Below are 25346 nucleotides of genomic sequence, written 5' to 3'. Positions count from 1 at the left end.
TTTGTACTAATTTTTGGAGCGACTTGATGTTACAGTTAACAGAGTTATTGAACTCTTTCAGAAATGCCTCGGATAAGAAGGAAGAAGATTTAGACCTAATTTCAATAGCCATTGAAACTTTAGAACAACATAATTGGGACCCTGATTTGTCAGCAATAAGTTTGATGATCTGTGCAGGTGGTACCGAGTTAACTGATGCTCAAAATCAAATGTTGCTGGAGCTAATTAAGGAAAAGGCACATTCTCAATCTCCAAGAGTGAAATTGAATGATGACCAAAAAATTGATGCACTTGTTAAGTGTTTAGAAAGGGGTAACCCTGATCAAATTGATCTGAAATACATTAGAGACTGGCAAATCAGGAATATTCAACAAGTGAGTGTGCTTGGATAATAGTCCTACTGTTTGAACTCCACTATGGCAAAATTGGAATCCTTATCATCCCAAAGCTTTCCAGGCTTGAATACCAGTGCTTGAACTTTGTGACCATTCTCTTTTCGACCCGTTTTTAGGGTAGTAAAATGATCTGGGGTAACCTTGTAGTGAAACTGCATTGATTTGGACTTGGTTAAATCACTGTCTTTGTTGTAGCTAGACGAATAAACATCAATCCAATGTTTTCCAATAAGATTGGAAGCCCACTCGTTTGTGGTGATATCAGCATTGTTAGCGAAGTATTTGAGGTTCAAATTCCCAAGAAGACTATATGCCCGGGCTTGAGGCTGGCTATCCCCCATTACAAAGAAGAGGTTGTTGATGTTCTGTGTAATGTACACGCATGCAACCCAGGAACTTCGCGCGGTAGCCTGGAAGAGACTGTCTGAAACAGGATTGCAAAAACTTTGGTATTCATCGATGAATAGCCCAATTGGTTTGGGGTCTGTCTCATCTGTTAAATTCCGTCTTTCGCATGCGTTTTGGAATGCAGTTTTATAAATAGTTGCGGCATAGATAGCACTCAAACCAAACTCTTTTACAGGGAAGTCAATGATGAGAATCTTCTTCCCCTTGATTATTGATTCAGGGGCTAACTCTTTACTTAAACCTTGTGAAAATTGATCTTTTAGAATGCCATTTCCGATAAAAGCTTCCACACACCCCATGTAGCTCTCAATTATTATTGAGGCTGTTTTATCCGAAATATTGGCAAATTCTTTTAACCAATAGTCAAGGATAACATCTGTTTCTTCAGAACCGTAATATGGGCCACTTATGATCATATCGATGACCTCGACAAAATAGTTAGATGACTTCCACTCGGTTAAATCCTGAAAGGCTTGGTCTTTTACCCGTTTATCTATTTGTTCATTACTAAAAGCGAGTTTCGTAAGATTGAAATAACGCTTGGCATCTTCGTCTCGAAAACAGTTAACAACGATTTTTCGCATGTTGTAGATGCTCACCTCTTCACCTGCAAGACGGAGTAAGGCAATTGTCCGGGAAATTAATCTCCTTAATGACTCATCCCAGAAGCGTTCATCTTTGTTACCAGAATTACCACTCTGGTATATGCGGCTTTGTTCATTGAGATTCATCAAAATGTTCAGGGCATTTAGGACATCACCTGAACCATCCCCGTCTCGGTCCAACTCATACTTAAGAAAGTTGAATTTTAATCCGCTTGCTTTGTTAAATACGATCTTATCTTCAGTGCGGCCGCAATCTTCTATATAAGCCTCCCATCTTTCTCTTTCTTCCTTCTTTGCACAGAAAATAACCATGCCAAATCCCTTGTTAAGCATGGCTTGCCCCACATATTTTCCAATTGCTGAAGTCTTACCACTGCCGGTGGCTCCGGTTATTAATGTTCCTTCAAGACTGTCAGCCCAAGAAATTGAGGTGTCCGTGGTTGGAACCCTGTATAATTCCTGATCGAGAATTTTTTCGAGGTTAGGTTGTTTACTGATTTTTCCAAAGAGACCCATAGAAGTACGATCAGCTAATTATTTCGATCATCTTTTCCGAGATCCTTGGGCTTTTCGGAGTTGTCCCTTTCAATTCCATATCGCTGGTTCATACGTTGGTATGGATTATCTTTCATTGCTTCCAGAACTTTTTTGTGTTCGTTTATTCGATCCTCGAATCCTTTGGTATACTCGCTTGGTTCTCCTTTTGGTCTTTCCAGTTTGTCGATGAGCTGAGGGAACTGGCTGATGACCAATTCGGCATCATTATATGCTCTTTTGTATAAGGCAGATAATTCAAGCTGTTCTTTATCGGCCTTGTTTTCCTTATCTCCCATGATCAAAAAGTTTTAGATTTTTTGCTCTCAATGAATTCTTCAATAGAGAACCTATTATAGAGTATTGTTCGATCGTTTATTTTGGAGAATTCGATTTCCCCATTGTCTCTCATTTTTTGGAGGGTACTTTTGGAATTTATGTGCAGGATTTCCATAACTTCTTTGCCATCAATCCATTTGTTCAATTCCTTTTCTGTTGGCTGGAGTCTTTCAACCAATTGATTAAGTAGTTCTTGAAAGGCTTTACTCTCTATAACTATAACCTCCATATCTCCTCCATTGGTACTGTGTTGAAATCCAATTCTAACATTTTTGATTATCAAATACGAATTTGGGACAGATAAATAAACACATTCTATTTTGTGGAGTGAAGTTCAATTTTAATGAGGCTGCAACTAGAGTTTTAAACTAGGTGTAATTTAATCCATTCTCTAGCTCGCTCTACATCAAAGTAATTCTGGCCATAGCCTATATTGAGCAAAGATTCGGGTAAAAAATCGTCATACTTTTCAATCCTTTTTTCTCTGACAGACAAGGCAAGATCTGAATTGGTGAGCTGCTTGTTTGAGCATGATTCAAACAGTGAATTTGAAACAGATTCCAAATTCGTTTTTTCAATTTCTATGATGCCTGAGAATATAGAGACCTTATAATTAAGCTTAATCAACATTGTGGCAATCGTATTTACAATTTTATCACCCATCCAGGGGACTATATATACGTAATCGTTATTTTGAAAAATTCTCCGCTCATGAAGTAATGCTTCCTGGAAGAATTCGAGTCCCTCGTTGAAAAGAGATTTGGCGGTTGAGTCTAAGTAATCTACCTCAGACGTGCCAACTGGAATTTTGTAGTTTCCACTTTTATAGATGTTAAACATTTCTTGTCTGACAATATCGTGAACTATCATTCCATGGCCATTGAATTGCGGAGGATCCCCTCCTTTAGAAGGAGATACAATTATGGTTTTATTATCAGTATTAATGTTTTCAACCCTCCATCGTTTGCCAGAAAAAATAATGTGTTGTCCTTCCAATATTAGGGTGTCAACAGGCAAAGTTCCCAATGTCTTATCTCCAGCAATTACTCGAAATTCTTGAGGGGTCTTAAAAACCGTATAGAAATTATAGCTATTTGTTAAATATTCACCTTTAAGCCCTAAAACCAGTTGTCCTCCAGATATTTGTGTAAGCAGGTCTTGTTGCCCCATATGGTGTAGGAGTTCTTTAAACTGCTCGACCGTTACATTATTGAAGCATCCCTCTTTACAGAGAGAGTTGTAAATTTGATCTGCCCTAATGCCACCCCATTGGGCAATTAGCGCCAAAATTTGATGCAGAAGTGTAGAAAAGTGAAAGCTTCCTAAATCAGCTGGTTCATACCATTTTTGAATAATAAGAAGCCGGGTCATCGCTATTGATTGAAGTAACTCTATTCTCAACTTGTCTCCGATGCTAGAATCTACGTTTATTTCCTTTTCAGAAATAAGCATTCGGAGCGTAGAGGGGGTGTTTCTTCGTCCAGAACGACCTAACCTTTGACGTAAACTGGCTACAGAATGAGGTGCAGTTACCTGTATAACAGAATCCACTTTTCCTATATCAATCCCAAGTTCCAGAGTCATTGTGCAAACTGCCGTAGTGGGGAGATTATCTTTTTGAAGTCTGGCTTCTAAAGCTTCTCTAAGGCTTTTATCAAGCGATCCATGATGTGGAAAAAACTCATTAGGAACAACTTCTTGTTCACACATATCACTTAATTGAGCGCTAATACTTTCAGTTCTTTTTCGGCTATTCGCAAATATCAAATGTGAACCTCCTCTACAGAGAGAAAAGAGATCAGTACATATTCGATGAAATGCTGGTATCTTCTGGTCGTTGTCTATAGGGTCAATATAGCCTTGAATGCCAAACCTAATCTGAGAGTTGGATTTACTCTCCTTAATTATGGAACAGGGCATTTGGGCGTTTTGTCTTAATACCCCAGGGATTTCATCTAAGTTGCCTAAGGTTGCACTTAAAGCTACCCTTGGAATAGGCTCTTCAATCTCTTGGAGTAGGGCTTCTAGTCTATTTAAAAGTGATAAGAGGTGTTGACCTCGTTCAGTACCGATGAAGGCATGAAATTCATCTATTACAATGTACTTTAAGGATGAAAAGGACCTTTGAACCCAGCCAGAATTCCTGATCAATAATGATTCTAACGACTCAGGTGTTATAAGTACAATGCCAGAAGGGTTGCGTTTTGATTTGGTCTTTAGGCTTTGTGCTACATCACCGTGCCAGGGAGTAACATTAATGTCGGTAATGATACTTAGACTTTCAAGCCTTCTATATTGATCATTGATGAGAGCTTTTAAGGGGCTAATGTAAAGTATTGAATAGCCATCCTTTTCATCTATTGTTGAAGAACAAGCTGGTAGAAAAAATGCCTCTGTTTTACCAGCTGCTGTAGAGGCGCTGATGATCACATCCTGATTTCCAGCCAGTATTGGAGGAATAGCGTCATTTTGAATTTGTCTCAAACCGGTCCAGCCCTGTTTGAAAATCCATTTTTGTATACGCCTATCTAAACTATGAAATGGCTCTGTCATAATTTGAAAGAAACCAACTCATCGTCAGAATTCAGTGGCCCATCATCAATATCACTTGGTGTTTCTATAGCAATTGTTGTGTCCTCAATTAAGTTCTGCCAATCAAGTTGTGGGTTTTGTTCTAAGACACTCAATAGGTCTATGAATGCCTTTATAGTGTTTCTAGGTGTAGTGAAATAGGCATTGCCTATGGTTTTGTTACAATGATCTAGGAATGATTTTAGAGCACTGTCGTCAACTAGGTATTTAGTAGAATCTCCACCGGCAAAAACATTTCTCAAATTCTTAAGCAAAATGAACAACTCTTCAGGAGTAAGGCTTGCGAGGTGAAGGGCAGGGGAGGAATAATCAATGACACCTGCTCTATTGGCAAAACTGTTTTCAGCCAATCTTGTCTGAAGAGCATCATAACTGTAAAGACCTTTCCTTGGATCAAGTAAGAATTCCGGTGTGCCACCCAATAGAAACCCAAGATTCTCAGCACTTCCCTGAAGACAATCATTCAAAATGCGAAGAATTTGCTCATAATTAGACGTTCTGGCTTGAGTGCTATGAAGTTTATACAGGTTAACCATTTCATCTAAATTGACCAGAAGCCCATTGTAGCCCGCTTGTTGCACAAACAAACTCATTAACTTTAAAGCGTCATAGAAATGATCATCTGAAATAATTGTCCTCACGCCCAGATCATTTTTTGCATCTGTTTTTGTAGTGTACTCAGCTCTAAGCCATCGAATAGCATTAGATTTAAGATGTTCATCACCCGCTTCATGCCCTTGCCAATATGCCTCAATGACTTTTGCAAAATCATACCCGCCCACCAATTCAGTTAGCGCCTGAAGTCTTGTTTGGATAGATTCCGTAACATCAATACCTTTTTGATCAGCCTCCTGACGGGCCAGTGTGATGAATTTTTCCACTATGGTTGTTAGTGCATTGCCATCTGGCTTGGTTCTGGTTGAAATATTCCTCATCAATTCAGAATATAAATTTCGAGCCTGCCCTCCTGAAGCATGAATTCTTCTATCAGGGGATAAGTCTGCATTTACAGTCACGAGCATTTTTTCTAGTGCGATTGATCTCACTACACTCAAGAAGAATGTTTTTCCAGAGCCGTAGTCTCCGATAATTAAGCGGAATGCTGAGCCACCATCACAAACCCTTTCAATATCCTTGTGTAGAGCTTGAAGCTCTTTACTTCGACCTACCTGAATATGCTGTATTCCAATTTTTGGAGTAACTCCAGACTTTAGTGACTGAATGATTGCATCCTTTTCCTTTGTTCTAATTTTGATTCCACTCATCATGTTTCCTCGTATTCTTTTAATTCTTCCGCAATTTCTCGATCGACAATTACATCAACATCCTCTTCAAGTACCGGTGCGTTTACTTTTTCAAAAGCCCATTCATTTATGCTATCAATAGCAGATTGAACAAAAAAGCCATATTCAGAACAAATTCTTTCGAATTCATCTTTTTCTATTCGGTCTCGATGAGAAATAATTTGATAGATAGACAATGCTTTATTTTCAAGTGTTTGTTCAGGAATGGCTTGGATCATTTCTTCTTCCTCATCTTCATTCTTGAAAATATTATTCAAAATGTCCTGAGCTTGTTTGGTTTCTGTTTCATGAAAACTTAAAACACTCTCGTCTAGAGAGAAGGATTTGTTTTGATTAGTTTTTGGAACGGCATCTTTTCTAGTAGAGACATGTTCGACTTTGCGTGAAGATAACGCGTGTATGTCTGCAGGTACTGCTGATTTATCAAATCCCAGACTGGTATATAGTTTTTCTATTTCTTTGACTTCATTAGGGTCAATTTTGCCATCAGAAAGAGCTACATGAATGATCATTTTCCTGACCAATTCTTTGTTGTGCTCACTGAGTTTTGACAAAGAATTTTTTAGACCTGAAAAATCAGAGGGTGAAATTAACAGCCATTTAAGATAGGCTTCTAATGACAATTTCTCTTCGGAAGACAGATTGTCATTGGTGTTGATAAGTTCCTGAAGATAGGTTTTTTCATTACTATGAATATGCAAATCAGCGTTCGCAATAATTGATCCTAACCGTAACTTTATAGCCACATCACGAAAGACTTTTTGTTTCTTGAATTCTATTGGTTCATGCCTATGGTAAATCACAATTGGGTCATCAATGTTGAGTTTACTACTGTGTAAGTTTAGATCTGGTGCAGCTGAGTAGCCAATTTTCTCAATGAGGTTGCAAGCTAATTCCTGCTCTTTTTTATTCAGTTTTGAAGGGAGGGGTAGTTTAGTTTGTCGCCAAAAATCTTTAAACTCACAGATGCCATCATTGGTAGTTATAATATTTTCGGCCCATAGCCTCAGGTCTTTGATCAATTGGAATTCATTAATCAACTCATTCGGTAAAAGGGCGACAGCTTCAATACTTTCTTTGTTTGAATTTTTTCTCCCGAGATATCTGCTATAAGCATCTAGGTCATCAACGCATTGATAGGCAATTTTAGCCAATTTATTGGTGGGGCCTGATAGCACTGTTACATCACTCAAGTCATGCGGACCGTATCTAAAATAGCTTAAACTTCTACTTGCGGGACGATAATGAAGGTTGAGCTTTGTTTTGTTCGGCTTTATGACAATGCCATCATTGTAGGTTTCTTTATACCTATATAAAAACAATGTTCTAAACTCTTCTGGGCAACGTCTCGCAGGTGTTCTGAAAGAGTGTTCTGGATGATTGGATATCCAGGAGAACGCAAGCTCTGGATTCAAAGGCTCACTATTTTGAGCAATTCGAGCAAGTTTTACTTTAAATACATTCGAATTTATCGAATTTTCTATTTGATCATCCTGAATGGAAAGAATATGGGGCAGGGTGATGGAAATGTATTCTAGAAGATTAGAGGAGTAGCTATTAAATGAATAATTATCTCTGAAAACTGATCTGAGACGAATTATTTCATTGCAAATCTGAAGACATTCTTCATCTCCTACCAGGCCATCTTTATAGTCCTTGATGATGCGCCTTTCCAGTCCATAAAAATATATGAATAGATATCCGATCGGGGTGTCAGACATATCACGATCACTGGCAAGCCAGTCAATATACGCACCTCTGCAACTGGGCGATAAATCAATGAAACTTGGCCAATATCCAAGGCTACTATCAGTGTAAGTATATTGGCTCTCCTTTATTTGAAGAGTCTCATCGACCAAAGAGCTTTCGGTTTCGTTATAATTTTCACCTTTTAGAACTCCGCCAAAATAAAATAGTCCTTTTGAGATGGTTTTGCTTTTTATTGAAACCTCCTCACCGGGCATGATCCATTTGCCTTTTGAGGTATTTTTAGATTTTTCTTTTTCAAAGTAAGAATAAGAGTGGATATAGTCAGTGTCACTCCTAAAATTCACTTCTGCACTCCTTGAAGGTACTTTCTTCTCTTTCTTACGAGTGAATGAATACAATACATAAATGATAAATATGAATATGATCCATCCCATGTGTCACCTTGATTAAATGCTAAAAGCGTGTATCTGTTTATTTAAAATTCTATGACCGAAATTGATTTTAAATTAAAGAAAATGATTGAATCAGAGTATTTGAAGCGCAATTAATTGTCCACAAGATGATTTAATCTATACTTTAAGCACCTTATTCAGTTTAGTCGTGTGAAGTTGACTAAAATGAAGGTCATAAGGCTTTAATCCTTAGGAGTTTAGCACTTTTTCTAATGCTTCATCCGCTTCCTTATGAATGAAGTTGGCCTGATAATTTATAGTGGTTTTTAGGTCGGTATGCCGGTAGAGTTTTTGTAGCATTAATGGGTGTATATTGTCTCCTGCAATATTTCCGAAACTATGGCGAGCGATATGATTGGATAAGTTTTTATCAATGTCGCACATATCAGCTATTCTCTTTAGGTATTTGTTTAGGAGTTTGGTTGCGTTACGAGTTTTCGTGAACAAGTCTACTTTACTTTTGGGGTCAGCTTTTTTTAAAAAGGGGAAAACGTAGTCCATTTGAGATTTTTTGCCTTTGGAATATAAGCTCAAGACCTGCGAAGCATTATTTGGAACTTTCAGACTTACGGGTTTTTCATTTTTGTTCATCTGATAATAAAGACGACCATCAACAAAATCAGACCACTTCATTTCAAGAACATCCGAAATTCTCACTCCCGCAAAATAATATGAGAATAACCAGACATTTCTGGTATGCCAAATAGAGCTTCCTTTTTCTAATTTTAGTTTCTCTATACGTTCGATCTCAGGTTTAGTAAGACCAATTTTGTTTCCAGACTTAATTCTAATTTTTTCATTTTCTCCAGCAAATGGGTAATACTTTCGATCAATGATTCCTTCATTTATTGCAAGGTTATACATTGTGCGAATGAAGATTAGCTGATTGGTTATTGTTCTGGGCTTCTGTTCTAGATAGGATGTACTGAAACTTTTAAAGTTATTAATGAAGCCCATGTCAATGTCAGAGAAACTAAGGGAGCTGTTTTTTGCAAATTCTTTAAGTTCATCATCGACACTATAAAGCCCTTTTCTAGCCTTTGAAATTCGCTCTAACCTTCGATTTTTTATCTCTTCAACCACTTTTTGTCTCGGTTTAGAATGGTTGAGGTTAATGAATTCCATTATGTTATAGAGAATTGAAATTTCAGGCTTAACAACCGAGAATTTGCCTTCATTATATTTTCTACCAATTCTTTCACTTGCCAATTGAAAGAATGAAACATTCTTTCCAGTTCGTTTTACCTTCTTTTGTATCTGCTTTGCCGACAATTCTTCTGTACTTGCTTCAGCTTCTAGTATGGCAGCGTGAGCCTCAGAAAGTTTCTTTTGGAGCAAGTTATTTAAGCGAACGGAGTTCACGTGTGACTTTTTGACTTTTGATTGCTTGAAGTCCCAGTCTTTTTCTTGTGCATATTCTCCAGTGAAAATATACCTTGTCTTACGGTCTTTTGTAATTCTGATGGCAATAGGTGAGGTGCCGTCTTTCTTCTTGTCGTGTTTCCAGAAAACCAGTTTAACAGATGCCATCTTGTTTGATTATGAACTCTGTAAAGATAATTATTGGGCAACATTATACCTAAAACATACCTAAAACAATTTGTAGTTTTGAGCAGTTCTCAACGGTTTCCAACGTACCATAAATGACCTATAATGAGTGATTAGGAGCTTTTATTGACTACACAAAACCAATAAAGACAAGGCTCATAACCCAAAGGTCGCAGGTTCGAGTCCTGCTCCCGCTACAGCGTAAAAGCCGATCATTTTGATCGGCTTTTTTTGTTTTATGACATACACAGTTTACGTTCTCTATTCTTCGAAATTCGATAAGATTTATATCGGCTACTCTAGCAATCTGGAGCAGCGAGTGCTTTCCCATAATAAACTAGCAACAAAAGGCTGGACAATAAAATTTCGTCCTTGGGAGGTTGTTTACACAGAGGATTATGTTGATAAGCCAAGTGCAATGAAAAGGGAAAAGGAGTTAAAATCTAGTAGGGGAAGAGATTTTATATGCTCAAAAATATTGAAGAAAGGCTAGTTGGGCTCATATCCGTCAGGTGACGGACGCAGGTTCGATCCCCGCTACAGCGTAAAAGCCGATCAAATTGATCGGCTTTTTTTGTTTCAATACTTTTCTCTGGTTCAACTTGCAGTGCGGATCATTCTTACTCCCATTCCAACTGAAATTAGCATAACATGTACTTTGAATGATATGTACCCGCCATAGGCAAGCTCCAGTTACTAGGGCAGACTAGTTAGCGTTAGTAGATTTAGCCGTTTTCAACGCTTCTTTTACCATTGTTTTACAAATCTTTTTACACTTTAGCAATTGACATAAACAGCTTAGCAGTTAAGTATTGTCATGGCTCATGTTGTGTCATTTTTTTGCGCAAAAATTAATCAACATGAGAAAAATCACAGCCCTAGCATTATTGCTTTCTATGTTTCTCTATCAATGCGATAGCGAAGACAAAGAACCGGTGCCAGTTCCTGAAATTACCATTACTGCACCAACACTTAGCATTGATGAAAACCCTGAACAAGGTGCCGTTATCGGTACTATTCCGGTAGATGTAGTAAACGGAACGGATGTAACTTTAGCCATTACTAGTCAAACTCCTGCAGACGCAGTATCACTAAACGCCAATAATGAATTAGTTGTGAACGATGCCAGCATTTTCGATTTTGAAGTGAACGAAAGTATTTCAGTAACACTTGAGGCTACTGTAGACGAAGTAACCGAAAGTGCTACACTTAATATTGCCATTAACAACTTGGCAGACTATGTGGGCTTTAACAGCGATTCTCACACTTATACCATCAAGGAAAATACACTTTCTGGGGAATTTGAAGAGACGCTAAGTGACTTACTCACTGCAGAGCAAGGCCTAAATTATAGCTTTGACTACGATGAGAACTTGAGTCCGCTGTTAAAAGGTGATGCTCGAGTATTCGATTTTAATAACCTAACAGGATTACTGGAATTCTGGAATTCTGGAAATTGGGATTTTGAAGAAATCACTGGTTTTACTTCAGAAGGAGATGGTCTTAAAACTTGGTCTGACACAATTTATATTCTTGATGTTGAAGGCGAGGTTCTAGATCAAATGACCTTAAATATTCAAATTGAAGATGTTGAGGGTGAAAATGAATTCGATGAGCGCGTAAACCATCAAGGTCAAACCATTAGCCAGATTAGAAATTTAATTGGCTCTGATATTTATGGACAAACCTATAAAGGTGGAAGAATTATTCGAGTTAATGCGGACTACAGTGTTGTACTAGTGGCTCCTGAAAAGATTGAGGCAGGTACGTACTCTGAACTTGTAGAGGCTGTGGAGAGCTATAGCAATGATGGCAATGACGAATGGTACATTCCGCCAACAGCTGAGTACCGCGGTGGCTTGACTTATAGAATAGCACCTCTTTTTATCTCAGTGGGGCAGCACGAAACAATTGTGACTTCTAAGGAAAATGGCGAGCACGAATTATTCTTAAGATACTATTTAGGAAAAAGTTCTTCTGGCGCAATTGTGATTTCTCATGCGCAGTTTGGCATAAGCGCTAACTTCCCTTTCATATCAAGACCGATTAGCTTGGTAGATAAGCCATAAAGAGTAATCATAGTTTTTGATTTGTAATAGCCCGGCATATTGTTGGGCTTTTTTATTTCCATTTACTTTTAAACTCATTCATTTTTGAGCGTGCAATTGGTATTGACTGCCCATTTACAAGCTTCAATTCTTGTCCTTTGGCTTCTTCTACCAGTTTCATGTTCACCAGATAACCGCGGTGAGAACGGAAGAAGGTTTCTGGTAGCATTTGTTCAAACTCCTTCACTGGCTTCGAAGCTACTACTTGGCGCTCTTGCAAATGGAAAACTGTATACATACCCGAAGCTTCTAGAAATAAAAGATCGCTGATAGGAACGTATTCTATACCGGTTCTTGAGGCAACGGCTACTTTTTCAACCTTGTGTAAATTAGATTTTAAGGCATCAAATTTTGGTTTAAAGTTATCCTCTAGTTTTTCATTTAAGCGTTTTATACAGTCGCTTAGCTCATCTAGGTCCACAGGTTTTAATATGTAATCGAAAGCAGAAAGTTTTATGGCTCGGATAGCGTAATGATCATGCGCTGTAACAAACACCACAAGCTTATTTTCTAAGTCAGGGTAAACCTCAAAAAGCTCGAAACTCAATTGACCATCGAGTTGAATATCTAGAAAGACAACATCTGGATTGTTCTTTTCAATGCTTTGAGCGGCATCCATTATAGTGGCTACCTCGTCAACCACTTCAACAGAGTCGCTAATGAACTGCAATAACCTGCGAAGCGATTCTCGCGCCTGTCCCTCGTCATCTACTATTATTGCTGTTATTTTATTGCTCATGCTCAAATGTTAATGTTACGGTTGTGCCTTCACTGGCCGAAGAAATAGTACTGCCTACTTTTAGCTTGCTAAGCTTATTCACTCTGCTAATTCTATTTTCAATGGCTTTTAAAGCAAAAGATCCTTTTTCTTCATTATACCAAGTGGTGGGGTCGCTGCCTAAGCCGTTGTCTTTGATTATTACTTGATACCCCTTAATTACCTTGCTGAAAGCAATAGATATGTGTTTTGCCCCTTTTCGCTTAGATACGCCATGTTCTATCGCGTTTTCTACAAAAGGTTGAGTAATAAGAGTAGGTATTTTTTCGAATGCAGTGTCTATTTCCTTCTCACAAGCAATTTCGTATTCGAATTCTTCGCCAAAGCGTTTTTTAGAGAGTTTGAGGTAGTTGTGTAAGAAGTCTATTTCCGCCTGAACCGAATGCACTTCCATAGAAGACTTATGTAATACATCGCGAAGCAGTTTGGAAAGACTCGAAAGCCCGTCTAATGAATCTTTCAAATCTTTTTTTAGAATGGCATTTTGAATGGTGGCCATGGCATTGAACAAAAAGTGCGGGTTCATTTGCGATCTGATGGCCTTTAACTCGGCAGCAGCCAATTGGTTGTTCAGTCTTACCTTTTCTAACTCTACCTTGTTTTTTCTCACAAGTCTCAATCTATTCAGGTAAAACGAAGTCCAAAAGATGCCGCCCAGTATTACTATATAGAGTAGTAACATGCTATTCTGACGCCACAATGGAGGTTTGATGGAGAAGGGGAGGAGGAAAGCCTCCGATGTTACCCCGTCTTCATTTTCTGCCATCAATTCCAACTCATATTGGCCATTGGCAAGGTTGAGTAGGTCTATATTGTAGCTACCATTGGTGGCGTACAGCGGCAACCAGTCTTGGCTGAGCCCTTTAATTCTATACATTACACTGGTTTTTCCTTGAGCGCTAATGTTAGGATATACCCCGAACGCGAACCTCAAATCGTTTGATGAGTAGTCTATCGATGTGAGTTTTTCTGGCAGTAGTTCTCTGTTGAGCAGTTTAATGGTTGGTTTAACTAGGTTGCGCTCTGGAAAACTAGAAAAAGCACTCATAAATTGTTGATGCAAGAACAGCAGTTGACCATCGAACTCTACAACAGCAACTAACTTGTTGGTGTCAATTCCTTTTGAGTTGAAGAAGGAGTTTCGCTTTTCAAAAGTCTTGAGATCGAAAACATCGGCTCTTTCAGAATTGATCACGAATAGGTAGTTGTCGGTCAGGAAAATGTCCGAGTAGTCTTCTCCTGACTGAATGATAGGTTCGAGCTTATTTTCCTTTAGTTCGGAAACACCTCCAGTGGTGGTAAGTATGAAAGTTCGGCTTCCGCTATAAACTACTTTTTCAATATTCTGATTATCGAGAATAAGCTTTAAGCTTTCATCTTCAGCTATTTCCCAGAGCTTATTTGCTGAGTAACAATATTGTTGACCTTTTTGCCGAAAAAGACCTCTTAACCTATGTTTTGGTAGAATCAATTCCGCTAACTTTCCTTCTAAGTGGTATACATAAAGTCCGCTAGAAGTAGCCATAAAGAGCTTTTCTCTACTGGGTAAGAAGCCTTTTATTGCACTTAGTTTAAATGATTCTAGCGTTACTAAGCTTTTGGCGTCTAGCAATTCGGCAAGGTTGCTGCCTAAGTATATCGTTTTGGTTGTGCTATCGGCCAAAAAACCTTCTATCCTATTGGGAGAAGGAACTTCTCTTTTGAAGGTTAAAGAGTAATCTCTATAGTCCAATTCATATAGTTTAGAGTCATTGGTGAGTAAAAGCGCATTGCTTGGGCCATTTTGTTGACTTTGTAAAATGAGACTTTCGTCTAGCTTATCTTCAAATTTGATAACCCTTCGGGTAAGGGAAGGAATCATAAACACACCATGAAGCAAGCTAGAGCACCAGAGGTTTCCTTCTACATCAAACATGGTGTCAGAAATTTGAATATCGGATAAGTAGTGTTCAGCTTTTTCCGAAGCCAGATTGAAAACCCACAGGCCGTTGAGGGTAGAGAAATACAGCGTGTTTTCATGGATGTAAAGGTTGTTCACCTTTTCAGGAGAAAAGGGTAAGGATTGAATAAGTTGCCCACTTACATTAGTAATGCCCCCTACCGATGGCCTGTAGAAAAGAATGCCTTCATTGTAAGTAAAAGGGATATCTTCTTTAGTCATGGAAAATCCTAAGCTTATGGTGCTTAATCTATCATTGGTTTCTAGTTTATAGAGAGTGTTTTCTTGAGTGTCACCAGCAGTAAACCAAGTTGTGTTGCCATGCTGTACTAAGTGGTACAAGAAATCGAAAGAATTTTTGAAGTGAATGGTGTCTTGTTGATCAGGAGAAATAAGGCCGGTTTTTACATAAAGTAGTTTCCGATCCCCAAGTGGGATTACCCTAGGAAAGTCTAGGCCAGACTTGTTTATGGCCAGAACCTGGGTTGTGTCTTTTTTAAAAAAGACATACTCCCAATCGAAGTTAGTACCAATATAGGCCCCTTCTCCTATTTGGTATACATCGTTTAGCGCATTGCTAGCACCAACATAAGTTCTGTTGTTAAACGTGAGACCATTGTAGATGCTTAACCCTCTATCCGTTCCGAAGATGATTTCACCGTTTTCGTTCAGGTTGATATCATAAACAGTGTTCGAAAGCAGCCCATCACTCTTTTCAAATTGATGATAAAACACCTCTTGTTGCTGAGGGGTAACTCCCAAAACAGCAAGGGATTGTATGATCAAAATGAAGAAAATAAATGCGCGCAACGCCATACCCACTTAGTCCTTTTGAATGGTGTCCAAGAGTCTGATTTCTCTAAAAAAATAAGCTTGTTGTGCATTGGAATGCACAGTCTAACAGATTTACGATTTAATGAAAAATCCAGATTGGTTCAATATGCCTTTAATTGAAGAGGGTTGCCATGGAATCTAAAGGGCTCTAAAAGAGCTAACTAATTCAGTGAAAAAAGTAGAATTTATTCTCAATCTATTTAACCATGGCGGGTCAGTAAGTTGAATTCCAATGGAGACATCCGTCCGAAAATTCTACCATGAGACTAGAGAATGCACCTGGCTGAAATAAAAAATAAGCGCCATTTGCGTGGCGCTTATCATATTGAAAACAGTGTTCATTTTGAGAAAATCCTTTTCATTAAAAGAATTTAGGAGAGGGTAATTGGTCTCTTAAATCAACTTCAAATACTTTTTTTAGGAGAATTGAGTGATAGAAAATATGGTAATAAAAGACAGTACACTTAGTGCTATGGCCACCATAAATATGTTGTATGAGATGGTTACTAACCTATACTTTCTATCCAATACTAAACCTAGGTAGTAGATGTCTACAGACATTTGGTCATATACTCTCTTCTTATCTTGTCTAAACAGGCTCATTTCTCTTATAAAGTCCTTTTTATCTAAGTTTATGTAGTTTCCGAAGAAGAGTAAACTAGAGTCGTTGCCTCTTATTTTTTGCTTGGTTAGGTTAATTCTGGTAACCTTTGGGCGAGCAGATAATACTGCGAATATTACTGCTGCTAGAGAGCCTAATAGAAGTACTAAAACGGGAGCTGTAAATCTAGAATACTTGTAAAAACCACCATCGAAGAAAGTGTATCCAGTACCCGCTAAAGTAACAATAATGGACATTATAATGGTATTTACGCGGATTATGAGGTTAGCTTTTGCATCTGCAATGGCGCTTAAATTCACGTGATTTTTATAAATAGAGCGATACATTGTTTCAATGCCTCTGCCTAGTTTATGCGATCTTCTAAGCTGCTTTTTTCTCTTTTTTTCTTCCTTTTCAATGGCAGATAAAACCTTTCTAGTATTGAGCGATTTTCGCTCAGAATACTCCTTTATAGCCCATTTGGTTCTGTATCTGAAAGCAGAAATTACTTCTATATATTCCTTAAGCGTTTCCTTCTTATGACTAGCATCTCCAAGGTGCTCAATGGCAAGCAATTCTAAGTTTCTGACCAATTTCTTTTTACCCAGAAAAGACCAGTAAATATCGTAGACAATAGCCTCAGAGGTAGTTTTTTTGGTATTATGATCGTTTATGGATAGTGATAGTTTAGTAATGGAATCCACATCTTTTTCACCTAGATATTCACTGAAATTTTCTTCCAGAAATGTCTTGGCAGACTCATCTTTATCTTCTCCTTTAAACCAGAATGTAGAATAGTAGGTAGCTATTGCTAACTCAATTTGATTTCTAGTGTTTTCGCTCTCAAAGAGCTCTTCAGCATCTTCTTTTAAGGTGACCAATATTTGGTTGAGCCTATTAAGATGGTGGAAGGTTATGTTTTCTTCTGTTCGATGCTCGTAAGCAGAGGCTACTCGCTTACGGATGATGCTTTGGTCGATGTTTTCTGTGGTTTCCATTGGCTTAAGTAGTTCAAATCCGATACCATGATTTTTTGGAAAGCGAAAATGAAGAAACCGAAACGCCTAGCGACCATAATTATTTTGTCACGGTTTTTGAAAGTTAGAATGGCATGTTCACTAAAATCATTTTTAAAACCCTCATCGCGACAGCACTTGTACTGTCATCTATGCCGCACACGCAGGCTCAACAGAATGTAAAAGATTCAACCGTAACCATTAGTGCCAACCCGAACTTTGAAAAAGGTAGAGTAGGCAGATTCTTTTTCGGGAATCACTATAGGGAAACCTGGACAACTCCAGTAAGCGCTCCTATTTTCGATTTAGATAAATACAAAGGTGGGTTGGAAATACTCAAGCTTGGCGGAGGTAACCAAACCAAAACACTTAGGCTTACTTCTGAAGACAACATTCAGTATAATCTAAGAACAATAGATAAGTTCCCGGCCAAGACCTTACCTAGCATGTTAAGAGGAACATGGGTAAATAACATTCTCAAAGATCAGATTAGTACAGCGCATCCATACAGTTTTCTGACAATCCCTCCAATGTCTGATGCCCTAGGTATCTATTACACCAATCCAAAATTGTTTTATGTGCCAGCCAATGACCAACTCGGTGAATATTCTCAAGAATATGGCGATAAGCTTTTTATGATTGAAATAAGACCCGATGAGGATCTGTCCGAATTCGACAGGTTCGGCAATACAGAAAACGCTGTGGGTACAGAGAAGCTTTATGAAGAGCTTCGAGAAGATAACGACAACAGCGTAGACCAGCTCTTTTTAGCCAAAGCCAGAATTTTTGATATGATTATTGGCGACTGGGATAGACATGAAGACCAGTGGAGATGGGCTGAGTTTGAAAAAGATGGTAAGGGTGTACTTTACAAAGCTATTCCAAGAGATAGAGACCAAGTGTTCGCAAAGATGGACGGATTCATTCCTTCCATTGGTACTTCTAGGTACTTTATGAGAAGAATCGGCCATTTCGATTACGATTTTAATGACATCAATGGATTTAACTGGTCGGCAAGAAATATAGATAGAAACCTGCTTAATGAACTTCAACTGAGCGATTGGCAAAGAATGGTGAAGGAAGTACAGACCCAGTTAACAGACAGCGTAATTGACTATGCCATAAAGCAGATACCAGAAGAAGTTTATGAGCTTTCTGGGCCTGAAATAGCTGCCAAGATTAAGTCTAGAAGAGACCTAATGGACGAAGAAATTGTGAAATACTATGAGTTCTTGAGCAGAGAAGTGAGAGTAGCTTTTAGTGATAAGCACGAACTTTTTGAGGTGTATAATCAGACCGATAACACCGTAAAGGTAGTTGTGCATAAGGTAGAAGAAGACGGAAAAGAGGAAGATTTACTATATGAAAGAACCTTCCACCCGGATACTACAAAACGAATTATCCTTCACGGATTGAGAGGAATCGATAGATTTAAAGTCTACGGAGAGCAGAAATTCCCAATAGAAGTTCAGATGTATGGTGGTGAAGGTAAAGACAGTATAATTAGTGCCAGAACTGAAGAAGGACGCTTTAGAGGAGTTAAGTTCTATGATAAAGATGAAGAGTTTACCGAAGTGTTTGGTGAAAAATACGCTTCAGTTCCTGTAAGAGATACGGAGTCATCGGCTGTCTACGATTTTGAGAGAAAGTATTTCAAATACGATATAGTTACGCCAAGAGCCTCTTTCGATTATACCCCAGATGACGGTTTGTTTTTAGGTGCTGGCTTGTACATTGAGCGTCAGCAGTATAAAGAAGACCCTAAAGCAACTCATCTAATCAAAGCCAATTGGGCTACAAGAACTAATGGTTTCAATGCTGCTTACAATGGGCGTTACAATTCATTCATTGCCAAGCATTGGGATGTTGAAATCGATACCTGGGGACACAACAGTAAATATGCTTTCAACTATTTCGGCCAAGGAGGTAACACTACTTTCGATCAGCCTATTGACTATTACAGAGTAGGTTTAGAGCGTTTCAATTTTTCTCCGAGCATTATCAGAAAGTCTAGTAAGTACTTCGAAATGGGCTTTGGGCCAACTTTTGAACACGTGAATGTGACAGAAACAGATGGAGTAATTTCTGACCTCATGGGGCCAAATAATACAGTTACTACTGGTTCTACCTCATTTTTAGGAGCTTCTTTCTTTACCAGACTAAGATATTATGACCACCCGAATCACCCTTCTATGGGTATCAAGTGGCAGGCACAAATGGATTATTGGAATGATATAGGTGGAGACAAAGTGAATATGACAAGCCTAAAAACTGATGTGAGCTTGTATTATACTTTCAAACTACCTTTCAGACTTACAGTGGCTACTCGTTTCGGAGTAGAAAATAACTCAGGGCCTTACTTATTCTATCACTCTAACTTCTTGGGAGGACAAACCAACCTAAGAGGTTTCAGAAGAACACGTTTTGCAGGACAAGGTATTTTCTATAATAACACTGAATTTAGGTTGTCTCTCTTCCAGATGAATAATGTAGTGATGACCGGAGACTTCGGGCTTATCGGCTTTGTAGATCATGGTAAAGTTTGGACTGAAGACGGAGAAACTAGCGGTTTCAAAAGAACCTACGGTCCAGGTGCTTTTGCTGCCCTTTACAATTACATAGTTGTATCGCTGCATTATGGAATAACGGAAGAAGAAAGTGGCTCATTTATGCTAAGAGCTGGCTTCTTGTTCTAATGCAGCAGTCTTATTTAAACAAGATTGAAATTGATTAGTATTTAAACTGTAACCCAATCAACTATGCCATTACTCGGGAAAATTATAAAAAGAGCTATAGATCTTGGTGAACAAATCACCGATAACAGTAAAACACCTCAAGAACATCAGGAGGAGGTGCTAAAGAAATTACTAAAGAAGGCTAAAGATACGGCTTTCGGTAAGTTCTATCAGTTTGAGCAATTGCTGGAGAGCGATTCGCCCATAGAAGAATTTAGGAAGAAGGTTCCCGCTTTCGACTATCACAGAATGCACGATGCATGGTGGTTCAAAACGGTAGAAGGAGAGGTAGACATTACTTGGCCAGGCCAGCCAGAGTATTTCGCCTTAAGCTCGGGCACTACGGGTAATAAGAGCAAGCGCATACCAGTTACACAAGAAATGATTGAAGCCATTAGAGAAACTGGTGTAAAGCAAGTGCTTAGCCTTTCTGAACACGATTTGCCAGATAGCTTCTTCGAAAAACAAATATTGATGTTGGGTAGCAGTACCGATTTAGAAGAGGTTAACGGTCACTACGAGGGAGAAATTAGTGGTATTAGCGCTAGTAATATCCCATTCTGGTTTAAAGGGTATTACAAGCCTGGTGAAGACATTGCCTCTATTGAAGATTGGGACGAAAGAGTATTAGCTATTGCCAAACAAGCCCCCAGTTGGGATATTGGTGCTATTTCTGGAATTCCGTCATGGATTGAATTAATGCTGCAAAAGGTAGTAGAGCACAACAAGGCAGAAACTATTCATGATATATGGCCAAACCTGATGGTTTATAATTCAGGAGGAGTAGCTTTTGAGCCATACAGAGCCAGTTTTGATGCGCTAACTTCTAAGCCAATGCTTTATTTAGATACCTATTTGGCTTCTGAAGGATTCTTGGCTTATCAGGCGAGGCCAAATGATCAAATGGCTATGCAGTTATCTATTGATTCAGGAATCTATTTTGAATTTATTCCTTTTAAAGAAGAGTATTTCGATGAAAACGGAAGTCCTATAGAAGATGCACCCGCCCTATCACTTAGCGAAGTAAATGAAGGAGAAGACTATGCCATGCTCATTAGTACGGTAAGCGGTGCTTGGCGCTATAGTATTGGCGATACTATTGCGTTTACTAATCTTGAGAGAGCTGAAATTAAAATAACTGGTAGAACGAAGCACTACTTGAATGTGGTGGGTTCTCAATTATCGGTTTCAAAAATGAATGAGGCTGTTCAAGAACTGGAAGAAGCTTTCGGTCTGCAGATTCCTGAGTTTACTGTAGGTGCTGTTAAGAAAGATGGCGAATTCATTCACCAATGGTTCCTAGGTTTGGCTGGAGACCAGAAAGCCAGTGAGTCTGAAGTAAGTCAGAAGCTTGATGAAGTGCTTAAATCCAAAAACAAGAACTACAAAGTAGCCAGATCTAAAGCTCTAAAAGGCATTGATGTAAAGCTCATTAAGGCTGACGATTTCCACGATTGGAATGGAAAGAACAAAAAGAAGGGTGGACAAGTAAAAACTCCCCGAATGATGAATGAAGAAACACTTCTAGAGTTCGAGGAGTTTGTCAGGACTAAATAGCAGGGCTTACTGTGCCCTGCTGGTCAGTATCTACCATCTGCATAATCTCTTCTGGAGAAAGGTATAACTTCTTCATTTTCTCTTTATAGCTCAACGGTATTTCAGCATGGTTTAGAATGTAATTTTTAGTTTTCACTATATAATCTCCTAAACCGTGCTGAACTGCATATTCATCTGCTTTCCGTTCGGCTCCCTTTACAAAGTTTGGAAAGAGCAGGTAGCCAATTCCAAACTTTATCATGCCCCAAGCAGACCTGTCCTTATAATCCATCAGATGACCTAATTCATGGCCTAACCATCCTATCAAAACATCTTTTGGCAAATCTTCAATTTTCATACTATCAGAACCAAGCTTAATAGTTCTGCTAATGTTTACATAATAGGCTCGTTCGTCTAAAACCCTAAATAGAGTTTTAAAAACAGGCTGAGCACTCATAATAATGTGCTCCTGCGGATTTTTGAACCTAAATGTGATGGGAGTATTTTTTAATTCGGGGTAATAGGAAAGCGTTTCCAGTACCTGAAAATAAATTTCATCAGGAATGGTTTTCCTATACCCGTAAGTTTCAATCTGTTTCATTGAATTATGCTTGAGACTGAACTTCAATTTTGCTTGTTCCTGCTTGTTCTGGAGTTTTTAATAAGGCTCTAATCAGCAAGAAGCTAATAACGAACAAGATGGTCTCTACCACGGTCCATCTAATGACAAAAGCGGAAGCTACACCTTCAGCAAAAAAGCTGTAAACTCTACCTATTAAGAAACCAATGGTATATAAGCTAATAAAGCCTAATGCTGTTTTTTGCATTCTGAAACCGGCATAGAATAGAAAGCCAGCAAAGGCTAAGTTTAGACCACCATAATATGAACGAATGGAATTAAATGTACTGTCTGAGACAGGCTGCAGACTCAAATATTGCATTACCTCTCCGGGAGCGAAAAACGCACCCATGGCTACAGCCAAGAATATTGAGCTGACTAATAGTATAAATCCTGTGATAAGTATTCTTAAGAAATTCATTGTATTACTGTTTTAAGTTGAACATTTGTTTCTCGGGTAATGCCTCTGATCATTCCTTTAAAAACAAAGCCATGAAACGGCAATACCGCAAACCAGTACAACCTACCCCATAAACCCTTAGGCCTAAATGTGGCGGTTTGATGCAGTACTTGGTTTTTGTCAATTTTAAACTCCAACCAGGCATCTCCTGGGAGTTTCATTTCTGCAAAAAGCAGAAGTCTCTTTTTTGATTTGTCGGCAACAATTACTCTCCAAAAGTCTAATGAGTCGCCAGAGTTAATTTCTGAAGGGTGAGTTCTTCCCCTTCTTAGCCCTACACCACCGGCTACTTTATCCATGTAGCCTCTAATTTTCCACATCCAGTTGCCATAGTACCAACCACGCTCTCCACCAATAGACCATATATTATTTAATACATGTTCTTCATTTGTAATCTTGGCTTGCTTGTGGTCTTTGAAACAGCCGAAGTCTGGAACTTCTACCAAATCTTCGAAATGCTTGGTAATAGTTTCACTAGACATGGCGTCTTTCCAGCTAGAGATTAGCTGGTTTTGTTTTATTCTAGAAAAGGCTCTTTTAACGGCATCGGTGTAACTGATTAGCTCTATTTTCAGGTGCTCAATTAACCTATTGTCTCTAGCTATAACCTCCGTTTTCATACTGTCTACTAGGTTAGTAGCTAAGTTGTACGATGTTGAGGTAACAAAATATAGCCAGTAAGAACTAAGTCTAGGAGTTAATACCGGAACAGAAATAATCCACCGCTTTAGCCCACGAGCTTCTGCAAATTTCATAAGCATGTCTTTGTAAGACATGGTGTCTGGCCCTGCAATGTCGAATGTTTCATTATAGGTGAATTCATCGAATAATGACTGACTCAACACCTCAAGAATATTCTTAACCGCTATTGGTTGAGATTTAGTCTTTAGCCATTTGGGTGCTATCATTACAGGGAGCTTTTCTACCAAGTCTCTGATGATTTCGAAAGAACCGCTGCCAGAACCTACAATGATTCCTGCTCTAATGCTGGTAAAATTGTAATTGCCTTTTTTTAATTCGTTCTCTGTGTTGAGTCTACTTTTTAAGTGAGGGGAAAGCTCTTTGTCATTGGCAATGCCACCGAGGTAGATGACATGCTGCAAATTTCTTTTTTCACTTATTTTGGTGAAGTTCTGAGCCATTTGCTCTTCTTTTCTGGCAAAGTCTCCACCAGACATAGACATGGCGTGCATTAAGTAGTAGGCAGCATCTACATCTTCTGGAATTCTCTCGAGTGTTTCCTCCTTCAGAAAGTCTACCTCAATAATAGATACTCGCTCATGATCACTTAAAGCATGATTGAATCTAGAGGCATCTCTAACGCAGCATATCACCTCCAAATCTCTATCTACCAGAAGATAGAGGAGTCGCTTTCCTATGTATCCGTTTGCACCTGTTAATAAGACTTTCACCACTTTTTAAACAATGTTGAGTAGTGATAATGTTTATATAAATGTGAATTCGTTATTCCCCTTTTGTTAGAACTAAACATACTAGAAGAGAAATTCTATGGATTTTAATGTTTCAAAAGCTTTCGAAATAGTTGAAGAAAAGCTTCAGGGTTGGTTAGAAACCCTTACAGAAATGCTACCCAATTTTGTTGTAGCACTTATTGTGTTAGTCATCTTTTACTTCCTGAGTAAATTAGTAAGAGTAGGTACTAAAAAGTTGATGGGTAGGTTTATTGAGCAACCAGCCATAATTGGGCTCATTTCTACCATCATGTCCATTTTTATTATCGGCTCAGGTTTAGTAATAGCACTTAATCTGCTCCATTTAAGTAAAGCAGTAACTTCCATTTTGGCGGGTGCTGGTATAGCAGGTTTGGCTATTGGTTTTGCCTTTCAAGACATATCGGCCAATTTTATTTCAGGTATTATCATGGCGTTCAAAAAGCCGTTGAATATTGGAGATATCATTGAAACAAACGGCTACACGGGTTTTGTAAGAGATATTCAACTCAGGGCAACCGTATTAGAAACCTTTCAAGGTCTCCATATTATTATTCCAAATAGGCTGGTGTTCCAAAACCCTATCACCAACTTCACTAAAACCTATAAAAGAAGAGTAGATCTAAACGTAGGGGTTTCTTATGCCGAAGACTTAGAGGAGGTGAAGAAAATTACAGAAGATGCACTCAAGAGCTTAGATATGCTCACCGAAGATGACATAAAACTAGTTTTCGAAGAGTTTGGAGACTCATCGATAAATTATAGAATCATGTTCTGGATTAATTATTCACCAACGCAGCCTCAGTTTTTAGAGGCCAGAAGTGAAGCCATTATGGCAATAGACAAAGCGTATAAAGAACATGGTATCACTATACCTTTCCCAATCAGAACGCTAGATTTTGGTATCAAAGGAGGAGAGAGATTGGAAGGGCATATTAAGACGCTCAAAGAACAGTCTTAAAGTTTTGGTATGGCCTTTGAATTATTTGGCGCAACGAACAAAACATTTAAGATCATGAAAAAAGCAAACATAACATTAATCGCAGTTTTACTATCCATCATATTCGTTTCATGCAACAATACTAATCAGTCTGATTGGGAGCAGGAAAGAATGGAACTTACCGATAGAATCGACAATACCATCGATGACATTGATGATGAGCTTACAGAAATAAATAACGACTTAAAAGATGCATCTGAAGATGTAGCGGAGTCTTTAGAGGAAGAAAAGGAAGAGCTTTTGGATCAAAAATCGGCTTTGGAAGAGGCTAGAGATAATGTAGCTGATGCCACTGAAGAAGCTTGGGAAGACACAAAAGACTGGGCAGAAGAGACTTATAACGATGTTGAAGACTTTTTAAGCGGTAGAAATGGGTAGATAA

Annotated in this window: 20 protein-coding genes; 7 read left to right on the top strand and 13 right to left on the bottom strand. The window is 38.5% G+C overall.

Annotation, left to right across the window (positions count from 1 at the left end; genetic code table 11):
- Nucleotides 1–26 precede the first annotated feature (26 nt).
- Entirely contained in the window at nucleotides 27–392 is a 366-nt protein-coding gene (locus AWW68_RS01605; RefSeq protein ID WP_068215880.1) for a hypothetical protein, read from the top strand.
- Between the two features lie 5 nt (nucleotides 393–397).
- Here AWW68_RS01605 and AWW68_RS01600 read toward each other — a convergent pair whose 3' ends face one another.
- From AWW68_RS01600 to AWW68_RS01570, 7 genes are all read right to left on the bottom strand, one after another.
- Nucleotides 398–1924 (bottom strand): type IV secretory system conjugative DNA transfer family protein, encoded by a 1527-nt coding sequence (locus AWW68_RS01600; RefSeq protein ID WP_068215878.1) that lies wholly within the window; start codon nucleotides 1922–1924, stop codon nucleotides 398–400.
- Nucleotides 1925–1938: 14 nt separating this feature from the next.
- On the bottom strand, nucleotides 1939–2241 hold the full coding sequence (locus tag AWW68_RS01595; protein ID WP_068215875.1) for a hypothetical protein: 303 nt from the start codon (nucleotides 2239–2241) through the stop codon (nucleotides 1939–1941).
- A gap of 2 nt (nucleotides 2242–2243) precedes the next feature.
- Nucleotides 2244–2510 carry a helix-turn-helix domain-containing protein gene (locus tag AWW68_RS01590; RefSeq protein WP_084375602.1) on the bottom strand — a complete coding sequence of 89 codons (267 nt, stop codon included), beginning with the start codon at nucleotides 2508–2510 and terminating at the stop codon, nucleotides 2244–2246.
- Between the two features lie 134 nt (nucleotides 2511–2644).
- On the bottom strand, nucleotides 2645–4834 hold the full coding sequence (locus AWW68_RS01585) for a DEAD/DEAH box helicase (RefSeq protein WP_068215871.1): 2190 nt from the start codon (nucleotides 4832–4834) through the stop codon (nucleotides 2645–2647).
- Nucleotides 4831–6141 (bottom strand): ATP-binding protein, encoded by a 1311-nt coding sequence (locus tag AWW68_RS01580; RefSeq protein WP_221405960.1) that lies wholly within the window; start codon nucleotides 6139–6141, stop codon nucleotides 4831–4833. Before AWW68_RS01580 ends, AWW68_RS01585 begins: the two co-directional genes overlap by 4 nt.
- Nucleotides 6138–8321, bottom strand: coding sequence for a tellurite resistance TerB family protein (locus tag AWW68_RS01575; protein ID WP_068215869.1), 2184 nt, complete (start codon nucleotides 8319–8321; stop codon nucleotides 6138–6140). The genes AWW68_RS01580 and AWW68_RS01575 overlap by 4 nt, the downstream gene beginning before the upstream one ends.
- A 207-nt stretch (nucleotides 8322–8528) precedes the next feature.
- Nucleotides 8529–9869, bottom strand: a complete 1341-nt coding sequence (locus tag AWW68_RS01570) for a site-specific integrase (protein WP_068215867.1) — start codon at nucleotides 9867–9869, stop codon at nucleotides 8529–8531.
- Between the two features lie 256 nt (nucleotides 9870–10125).
- Here AWW68_RS01570 and AWW68_RS01565 point away from each other — a divergent pair, with 256 nt between their 5' ends.
- Nucleotides 10126–10380: a GIY-YIG nuclease family protein gene (locus tag AWW68_RS01565; protein ID WP_068215865.1), complete on the top strand. Its 255-nt coding sequence runs from the start codon at nucleotides 10126–10128 to the stop codon at nucleotides 10378–10380.
- Between the two features lie 367 nt (nucleotides 10381–10747).
- Complete coding sequence (locus tag AWW68_RS01560) at nucleotides 10748–11956, top strand: hypothetical protein (RefSeq protein WP_068215863.1); 1209 nt, start codon at nucleotides 10748–10750, stop codon at nucleotides 11954–11956.
- Nucleotides 11957–12008: 52 nt separating this feature from the next.
- Here the strand turns inward: AWW68_RS01560 and AWW68_RS01555 are convergent, their stop codons facing one another.
- The 3 genes from AWW68_RS01555 to AWW68_RS01545 form a co-directional block, all read right to left on the bottom strand.
- Nucleotides 12009–12734 carry a LytR/AlgR family response regulator transcription factor gene (locus tag AWW68_RS01555; RefSeq protein ID WP_068215861.1) on the bottom strand — a complete coding sequence of 242 codons (726 nt, stop codon included), beginning with the start codon at nucleotides 12732–12734 and terminating at the stop codon, nucleotides 12009–12011.
- Nucleotides 12724–15528 carry a sensor histidine kinase gene (locus AWW68_RS01550; protein ID WP_068215859.1) on the bottom strand — a complete coding sequence of 935 codons (2805 nt, stop codon included), beginning with the start codon at nucleotides 15526–15528 and terminating at the stop codon, nucleotides 12724–12726. The genes AWW68_RS01555 and AWW68_RS01550 overlap by 11 nt, the downstream gene beginning before the upstream one ends.
- Before the next feature lie 435 nt (nucleotides 15529–15963).
- Nucleotides 15964–17145 (bottom strand): Pycsar system effector family protein, encoded by a 1182-nt coding sequence (locus tag AWW68_RS01545; RefSeq protein WP_068215857.1) that lies wholly within the window; start codon nucleotides 17143–17145, stop codon nucleotides 15964–15966.
- A gap of 170 nt (nucleotides 17146–17315) precedes the next feature.
- On the opposite strand from AWW68_RS01545, the gene AWW68_RS01540 reads away from it, so the two are divergent.
- On the top strand, nucleotides 17316–19859 hold the full coding sequence (locus AWW68_RS01540; protein WP_157717479.1) for a BamA/TamA family outer membrane protein: 2544 nt from the start codon (nucleotides 17316–17318) through the stop codon (nucleotides 19857–19859).
- Between the two features lie 63 nt (nucleotides 19860–19922).
- Nucleotides 19923–21455 (top strand): GH3 family domain-containing protein, encoded by a 1533-nt coding sequence (locus AWW68_RS01535; RefSeq protein WP_068215853.1) that lies wholly within the window; start codon nucleotides 19923–19925, stop codon nucleotides 21453–21455.
- On the opposite strand, the gene AWW68_RS01530 is transcribed toward AWW68_RS01535, so the two are convergent.
- From AWW68_RS01530 to AWW68_RS01520, 3 genes are read right to left on the bottom strand one after another with little or no spacing between them, the layout of a single operon-like run.
- Nucleotides 21448–22035, bottom strand: coding sequence for a M48 family metalloprotease (locus tag AWW68_RS01530; protein WP_068215851.1), 588 nt, complete (start codon nucleotides 22033–22035; stop codon nucleotides 21448–21450). The genes AWW68_RS01535 and AWW68_RS01530 overlap by 8 nt on opposite strands.
- Before the next feature lie 4 nt (nucleotides 22036–22039).
- The gene (locus tag AWW68_RS01525) at nucleotides 22040–22474 is read right to left on the bottom strand and encodes a DUF4345 domain-containing protein (protein ID WP_068215845.1); all 435 of its coding nucleotides are present in this window, start codon (nucleotides 22472–22474) and stop codon (nucleotides 22040–22042) included.
- On the bottom strand, nucleotides 22471–23925 hold the full coding sequence (locus AWW68_RS01520; protein ID WP_068218392.1) for an SDR family oxidoreductase: 1455 nt from the start codon (nucleotides 23923–23925) through the stop codon (nucleotides 22471–22473). The genes AWW68_RS01525 and AWW68_RS01520 overlap by 4 nt, the downstream gene beginning before the upstream one ends.
- Before the next feature lie 97 nt (nucleotides 23926–24022).
- Between AWW68_RS01520 and AWW68_RS01515 the strand changes: the two genes are divergently transcribed.
- Together AWW68_RS01515 and AWW68_RS01510 are read left to right on the top strand one after the other, a co-directional pair.
- Nucleotides 24023–24925 (top strand): mechanosensitive ion channel family protein, encoded by a 903-nt coding sequence (locus tag AWW68_RS01515; RefSeq protein ID WP_068215843.1) that lies wholly within the window; start codon nucleotides 24023–24025, stop codon nucleotides 24923–24925.
- A 54-nt stretch (nucleotides 24926–24979) separates the two neighbouring features.
- Nucleotides 24980–25342, top strand: coding sequence for a hypothetical protein (locus AWW68_RS01510; protein WP_157717478.1), 363 nt, complete (start codon nucleotides 24980–24982; stop codon nucleotides 25340–25342).
- Nucleotides 25343–25346: the final 4 nt, after the last annotated feature.

The sequence above is a fragment of the Roseivirga spongicola genome (genome assembly GCF_001592965.1).
Taxonomy (GTDB): Bacteria; Bacteroidota; Bacteroidia; order Cytophagales; family Cyclobacteriaceae; genus Roseivirga; species Roseivirga spongicola.
Note: the sequence above shows the minus strand (reverse complement) of the source record. Positions and strands in the feature narration are given on the sequence as shown.